Raw genomic sequence first — 6,408 nt, forward strand, 5'->3', positions numbered from 1 at the left:
GATATTTCAAGTAGCTTTTTTTCTAAGCACATTATGGAATTGGTTTTAAAACCAATCTGCAGTGAGCTTAGTTTAAGTAAACAGCCATGGCACTTTCGCGGAAAATAATTGTTTTTTATTTTAAATGGAAAATCTTGAAAAATGAGATAAGCAAATAAATTTTGTGAAATTCTGTAGGGAAATCTTACAGAATAATGTTTAACTTTCCTGAAAATTATCGAAATTTCTTAAAAAACTATGAGAGCAAAATTACAATTAATCCATTTATTGCTAATACTTCTTGTGACACCTTCACTTTTGGCACAAGACAATACTTGGGAAGCAACACGATTCATCAACGGGACCCAAGGAGTCACTTTAGAACATTTAGATGAAGCCAACTTTTCAGTCTTACAACTCAATGTCGCCAAGTTGAAACAACAACTTCAAAATGCCCCTTTGAGAAGCACTTCTAACGGCCAATCCAATGTGGTGATTGAGTTGCCAAGTGTAGATGGACAGCTACAGCAGTATAGAGTGGTCGAAACCGCTATTTTTTCTTCGGAAGCTGGCGCCAACAACCACCCAGAAATCAAAACCTATCTAGGCAGTAGAACCGACAGGTCTGAAGCTCGCGTAAGATTTAGTGTAACGCCTATGGGTTTAAAAGCCATGATCTCTGAACCTGGCCGAGACCTGTTTTTCATTCAACCGGTAACCAAGTTTTCAAACGGTCAATATTTAGTGTACAATAGAGAGGCCCGAGTAGGCCATATCGAAAGCTTTGAATGTTCAACCGAAGCTGTTGATGTGGACCTAAACATGCTACAAAACACTAACAATCGCGATGCCAATGATCAATTATTGCGCACCTATAGAATAGCCATTTCAACCACCTCAGAGTTTACAGGATTCTGGGATGATGGTAATGCCAGCAACGGCGGCCCTCAAGAAGATGCCTTGGCTCAGGTTGTGGCAACGCTAAATAGAGTCAATGAGGTGTTTGAGACAGATATGGCCATCAATTACGTTTTGGTAGATACTGAAGATGATCCAGCTTTGGATTTGATTTATTCTGGAACTGACCCTTACGGTTTTAACCTTTCCAGTCAACTACAAACCAACTTGACTGCCACAGTAGGAGAGGCCGATTACGATATTGGCCATTTATTTGATTATGATGACAATAATGGTTTTTCTGGTTGTATTGGCTGTGTATGTCAAGCGGGTAAGGGAAGTGGTTTTTCGGCACATTTATTTACCGATAATAATGGTGGCCCATTTTTTCCAGATTTCTTTGATGTAGATTATGTGCCTCACGAAATGGGTCATCAAATGGGTGCCAATCACACCTTTTCATTCAGGTCAGAAGGAGCTGGCGTAAATGCCGAGCCAGGAAGTGGCACCACAATCATGGGTTACGCTGGCATTACGGGGCCAAATAATGTGCAAAATCATAGTGATGCTTATTTTCACTATTTCTCCATAGTTCAAATTCTTGACAATGTGACTACGGCGCCAAACGACTGCGCTATAACCACTGCCATCACAAACAATGCTCCAGTGGCAAATGCAGGTTCAAATTACAGCATCCCTCAAGGGACTGCATTTATTTTAAAAGCGAATGCAACCGATGCTGATGGTACTGATATTTTGACCTATTGCTGGGAACAGATTGACAATGGCATAACAACACAGAACAATTTTGGCCCTACAAAAACCACCGGAGCGCTATGGCGATCCAGACCACCAAGTACGTCGCCAAACAGGTATATGCCAGTATTAGAGCGCGTCTTGGCAGGCGAGCTTACACAAATAAATCCAAGCATTACCGCAAACAATACCTCTTGGGAAACTGTTTCTACAGTGGCAAGGGAATTGGATTTTGCCCTAACCGTGAGAGATCGCTCAGAGGCGGGAGGTGTTGGTCAATTTCCTCAAAATAGTTTTGATGAGATGAGCGTTAATGTTGAAGAAGTGCCTGCCTTTACGGTAAACACACCGCCCAATTGGGCAGCAGGTTCTACACAGACTGCCAGTTGGGTCGTTGGACAAACTAGTCTAGCTCCTATAAATTGCCAAAATGTAAACATCTTGTTTTCTAGTGATGGTGGTGCTACCTTCATACCTTTAGCGCAAAATACGCCCAATGACGGGTCCCAAAGTATTACAGTGCCCAATGTTGCAGAAATTGATAATGCGAGACTATGGGTTGAAGCTGCCGATAATATTTTCTATGCCGTGTCCCCAGAATTTGAAATTTCTTCAGCTCCAGACTTTAATATCAATATCACGAGTTTTGACACTCACGAATGTTCAGTTGACGACTTAATTTTTAATCTCGACTTTGCCACTTCCAATGGCTTTTCAGAAAACGCGACATTTAGCGTCACTGGAAATCCTTCAGGAACCAATGTGACCTTCAGTGCTCCAAGTTTGAGTAGTGATGGTTCGTTTACCATGGCAATTTCAGGATTAGCGTCGGTTGCATCCAACACCTACAATTTACTAGTTAGCGCAACAGCTGGATCTATTTCCAAATCTGTTGCACTGCCAATAATTATAGACAATGACCCCTGTGCTTCGGTTGCGAACAATAGTTTTGATACCAGTGTGACCCGTGTTCTTTTTAACACTATTGACAATGTCTCGGCTAAACCTTCTGGATATAGTGACTACACAGCGCAAGTTACAGATGTGAATAGAGAAAGTGCCTACGAGCTTACCGTGCAAGTCAACACAGATGGAGATTTCGAAACAGGTACATTGGCTTGGATTGATTGGAACCAGAATTGTTCTTTTGATGATAACGAAAGCTATAATTTAGGAGTGGCTGAGGATGTTGAGGATGGTTTGCCTTCAAACGCTCCGTTATCTATCACCGTTCCAGCAGATGCTGTACTTGGCATGACCATCCTAAGGGTCTCCACACGATACGCTTCATATCCTGGACCTTGTTCCAATGGTTTTGACGGTGAGGTTGAGGACTATAGCTTAAATGTGCTTACCACTTTGGCTGTTGAAGATAATGTGTTTGAAAATTTCAGCTTATTCCCTAATCCAAATCAGGGAGAATTTACCATAAAGCTGAATTCGACTTCAAATCAAGACATTCAAGTGGATGTATTTGATCTTAGAGGTCGTAAGGTTTTTAATGAGCGCTTCGGAAACAACTCCAACTTCAATCAAACCTTAAGTTTAGGCAATGTACAAACTGGGATGTATTTGGTAACTATAAGTGATGGCAACCGAAAAACCACCAAGAAGATCATCATTGAATAAAACTGAAGCCAGCAGCTTTTAAAATAAAAGAGAGATCGCAATGATCTCTCTTTTTTTATGTTCCGTTGAAAGCGTTCATGGTGTTATTGATGCCGGCTGTACCAAAAGATTTGATAAGGGCTATGGATTTTTCAAGGCGATCCTTTAAGTCCTTTTCTTCGTCCTCACTCCATTCGCCCAGTACATAGTTGACCTGACTGCCTTTACTGAATTCATCACTAATCCCAAACCGGAAACGGTTGTAATTAGTGGTTTGCAACTTGTCTTGGGTATCCTTCAAACCATTATGGCCACCATCGCTGCCTTTGGTTTTAAGCCGAATCGTGCCGAAGGGGAGATTGAGATCATCGGTCACAATCAAGAGATTTTCCAAGGGGATTTTTTCCTTGTTCATCCAATACAGGATGGCCTTTCCGCTCAGATTCATATAAGTACTTGGCTTCAATAGGATAAAGGTTCTTCCCTTAAACTTATAAGTGCCAATATCTCCCAATTTTTCGGTCGTGAAACTTAGACTTTCGGCTTCCGCTAAGGCATCAAGAATCTTGAAACCGATGTTATGCCTGGTATTTGCATATTCTGCACCAACGTTTCCGAGGCCAACGATTAAAAATTTTTTCATAGGGTCTAGGTCTTTAGGTTCTAAAGAAGTCGTTTTTTTACTGAAAATTTTTCGAAAGAAATTCAATGTGTGACATTTGATTTTAGACAAAAATAAAAAAGCATTCTAAAACCCGGTTCAAAACGGACTAGAATGCTTTTTTGTATAAACTTGTTAAGTGGTTTACTCTTTGCTTTCAGCATCTTCTGCAGGAGTTTCTGCTCCTTCAGCGCCTTCAGCTGTTCCTTCCGCTCCTTCTTCAAGCTCATCGTCTTCGTCTTCATCTTCAATAATGACAACCGCTCTTGCAGTTTTGATTTGACAAACTACCGTGTTATCGGTATGCAAAAGCTCATAGCCTTCTCCTTCCAACTCAGTGACATATAATTTATCACCAATTTTAAGTGGAGAAATGTCTGCTTCCAAGAAATCTGGCAAGTTTTTAGGCAATGCTCTTACTCTTAACTTACGTCTGTTTCTGCGCAAGATACCACCAGCAAGTACTCCTTTTGAAGTACCGATGACGTGCACAGGAATTTCCATGGAAATTTCTCTGTCTTCGAACAATTGGAAGAAATCCACATGTAGAATTCTATCTGTAACTGGATGAAACTGGATGTCTTGCAACACAGCTTCATAAGTCTCACCTCCTTCAATAGCAATCTCCACAGTATGTGCGCTTGGCGTATATACAAGTTTGGAGAATGCTAATTCTGGTGCTGCGAAATGCATGGTGCTTTTACCTTCTCCTCCGTATAATACGCAAGGAACCATATCAGCATTACGTAGGGCCTTAGCTGCTTTTTTGCCTACGCTTTCTCTTTTAGATCCATTGATTGTAATTGATTTCATTTTTAAAATTTATAGTTATTATTAATATTCATTGTTGTTGCGTGAACGACTTTAGGCCACTGCACTTAACTCTGTATGACTGAATTGTGTGAATTAACACCACTTTCCAAAAAACGCATCGCAGGTTAATTTATCTTTCACTAGACCTTACAAATTCATTGGTCATTTCGTTGCCCACCTTTTAGCCGTTGTGATGGCTTCTACATTAAAAATTGAGAGCTAATGGATTTGTTGTAGTGCACATTTTGCATCACACCTGCAAATAAATCGGCACAGCTCAAGACTCTTATTTTATCACTTTTTTGTTTTAGCGGAATGGAATCTGTCACGATCAATTCCTCTAATTTTGAATTTTCCAATTTCTCGTAGGCATCACCAGATAAAATAGGATGCGTACAAATCGCTCTTACGCTCAATGCCCCCTTCTCCATCATCAAATCGGCCGCTTTGGTCAAAGTGCCTGCGGTATCTACCATATCATCCACCAACACCACGTTTTTCCCGGTTACATCGCCAATGAGCTCCATGTGCGAGATCACGTTGGCCTTAGCACGTTGTTTAAAACAGATCACCACGTCACTCTCCAAGGCTTTGGAATAGGCATACGCTCTTTTCGAACCGCCCATATCTGGCGAGGCAATGGTTAAATTATCCAGATTTAAACTTTTTAGATAAGGCAAAAAGATAGTAGATGCGAACAAGTGATCTACAGGTTTCTCAAAAAAGCCCTGAATCTGATCTGCATGCAAATCCATCGTGATGATTCGAGTTGCACCTGCTGCTTCCAACATTTTAGCCACCAATTTTGCCGCAATTGGCACCCTTGGCTTGTCCTTACGATCTTGTCTTGCCCAACCAAAATAAGGCAATACTGCTGTAATGTGTCTGGCCGATGCACGTTTTGCAGCATCGATCATGAGCAACATTTCCATTAAGTTTTTTGGACCAGGATGGGTGGAACCGATAATAAACACGCGAATTCCTCTTATGGATTCTTCATAAGACGGTTGAAATTCACCATCGCTGTAAGTGGATGTAATCACATTCCCTAAGGGCGCGCCGTACTTTGCTGCAATTTTTTCAGCAAGTTCCTTACTTTGAGTGCATGCAAAAATCTTTGCTTCGGTAGCTCCAGTGGGCATCTGTAATTATTTGTGTTATAACAGGTTAATACGTTTTCTCTAAACGAGGTGCAAATTTATGAATTTATTTCAACTCCAAAAGTATAAAAGCTGTTATTTTTAGTTGTTGGTAATAATAATTTTTATAATTTTGCAGTCCATTACAGACCAAGTAATGCTCAAGTGCCTGCCTGCCGGTAGGCAGGGCGGAATTGGTAGACCTGTCTGCCGACAGGCAGGCGCGCTTTAGTAGATAGTTCTTTTAATATGTTTTATATTTACGCCATATCAAGTGCTCATAGAAATTACATCTATGTTGGTATGACTGAGAGTTTAGAGGAAAGGTTCGAAAGACATCAATCTGGACGAGAAAGAACCACAAAGGCATATCGACCTTTTAAATTGATTTTTTCTGAAGCTTTAGATGTAGAAAGAAAAGTAGCTAGAAAAAGAGAGAAATATTGGAAATCTGGAATAGGAAAAGAAAAACTACGCCAGTTAAGAGATCAAAAATATATTACATTTACCAAATAAAATTGCTCAAGTGCCTGCCTGCCGGTAGGCAGGGCGGAA

General features: G+C 40.7%; 5 protein-coding genes. 2 read left to right on the plus strand and 3 right to left on the minus strand.

The window, feature by feature from the left end:
- Nucleotides 1-237: 237 nt before the first annotated feature.
- Nucleotides 238-3,261, plus strand: a complete 3,024-nt coding sequence (locus ESY88_RS16370; protein ID WP_147088204.1) for a zinc-dependent metalloprotease — start codon at nucleotides 238-240, stop codon at nucleotides 3,259-3,261.
- A 55-nt stretch (nucleotides 3,262-3,316) separates the two neighbouring features.
- On the opposite strand, the gene pth is transcribed toward ESY88_RS16370, so the two are convergent.
- From pth to ESY88_RS16385, 3 genes are all read right to left on the minus strand, one after another.
- Nucleotides 3,317-3,883 (minus strand): aminoacyl-tRNA hydrolase, encoded by a 567-nt coding sequence (gene pth / locus ESY88_RS16375; protein ID WP_147088205.1) that lies wholly within the window; start codon nucleotides 3,881-3,883, stop codon nucleotides 3,317-3,319.
- Nucleotides 3,884-4,045: 162 nt separating this feature from the next.
- Nucleotides 4,046-4,714: a 50S ribosomal protein L25/general stress protein Ctc gene (locus ESY88_RS16380; RefSeq protein WP_147088206.1), complete on the minus strand. Its 669-nt coding sequence runs from the start codon at nucleotides 4,712-4,714 to the stop codon at nucleotides 4,046-4,048.
- A gap of 200 nt (nucleotides 4,715-4,914) precedes the next feature.
- Nucleotides 4,915-5,856, minus strand: a complete 942-nt coding sequence (locus tag ESY88_RS16385) for a ribose-phosphate pyrophosphokinase (RefSeq protein WP_147088207.1) — start codon at nucleotides 5,854-5,856, stop codon at nucleotides 4,915-4,917.
- Between the two features lie 300 nt (nucleotides 5,857-6,156).
- On the opposite strand from ESY88_RS16385, the gene ESY88_RS16390 reads away from it, so the two are divergent.
- Nucleotides 6,157-6,369, plus strand: coding sequence for a GIY-YIG nuclease family protein (locus ESY88_RS16390; protein WP_262713203.1), 213 nt, complete (start codon nucleotides 6,157-6,159; stop codon nucleotides 6,367-6,369).
- Nucleotides 6,370-6,408 lie beyond the last annotated feature (39 nt).

This window comes from Subsaximicrobium wynnwilliamsii, assembly GCF_007997225.1.
Lineage (GTDB): Bacteria > Bacteroidota > Bacteroidia > Flavobacteriales > Flavobacteriaceae > Psychroserpens > Psychroserpens wynnwilliamsii.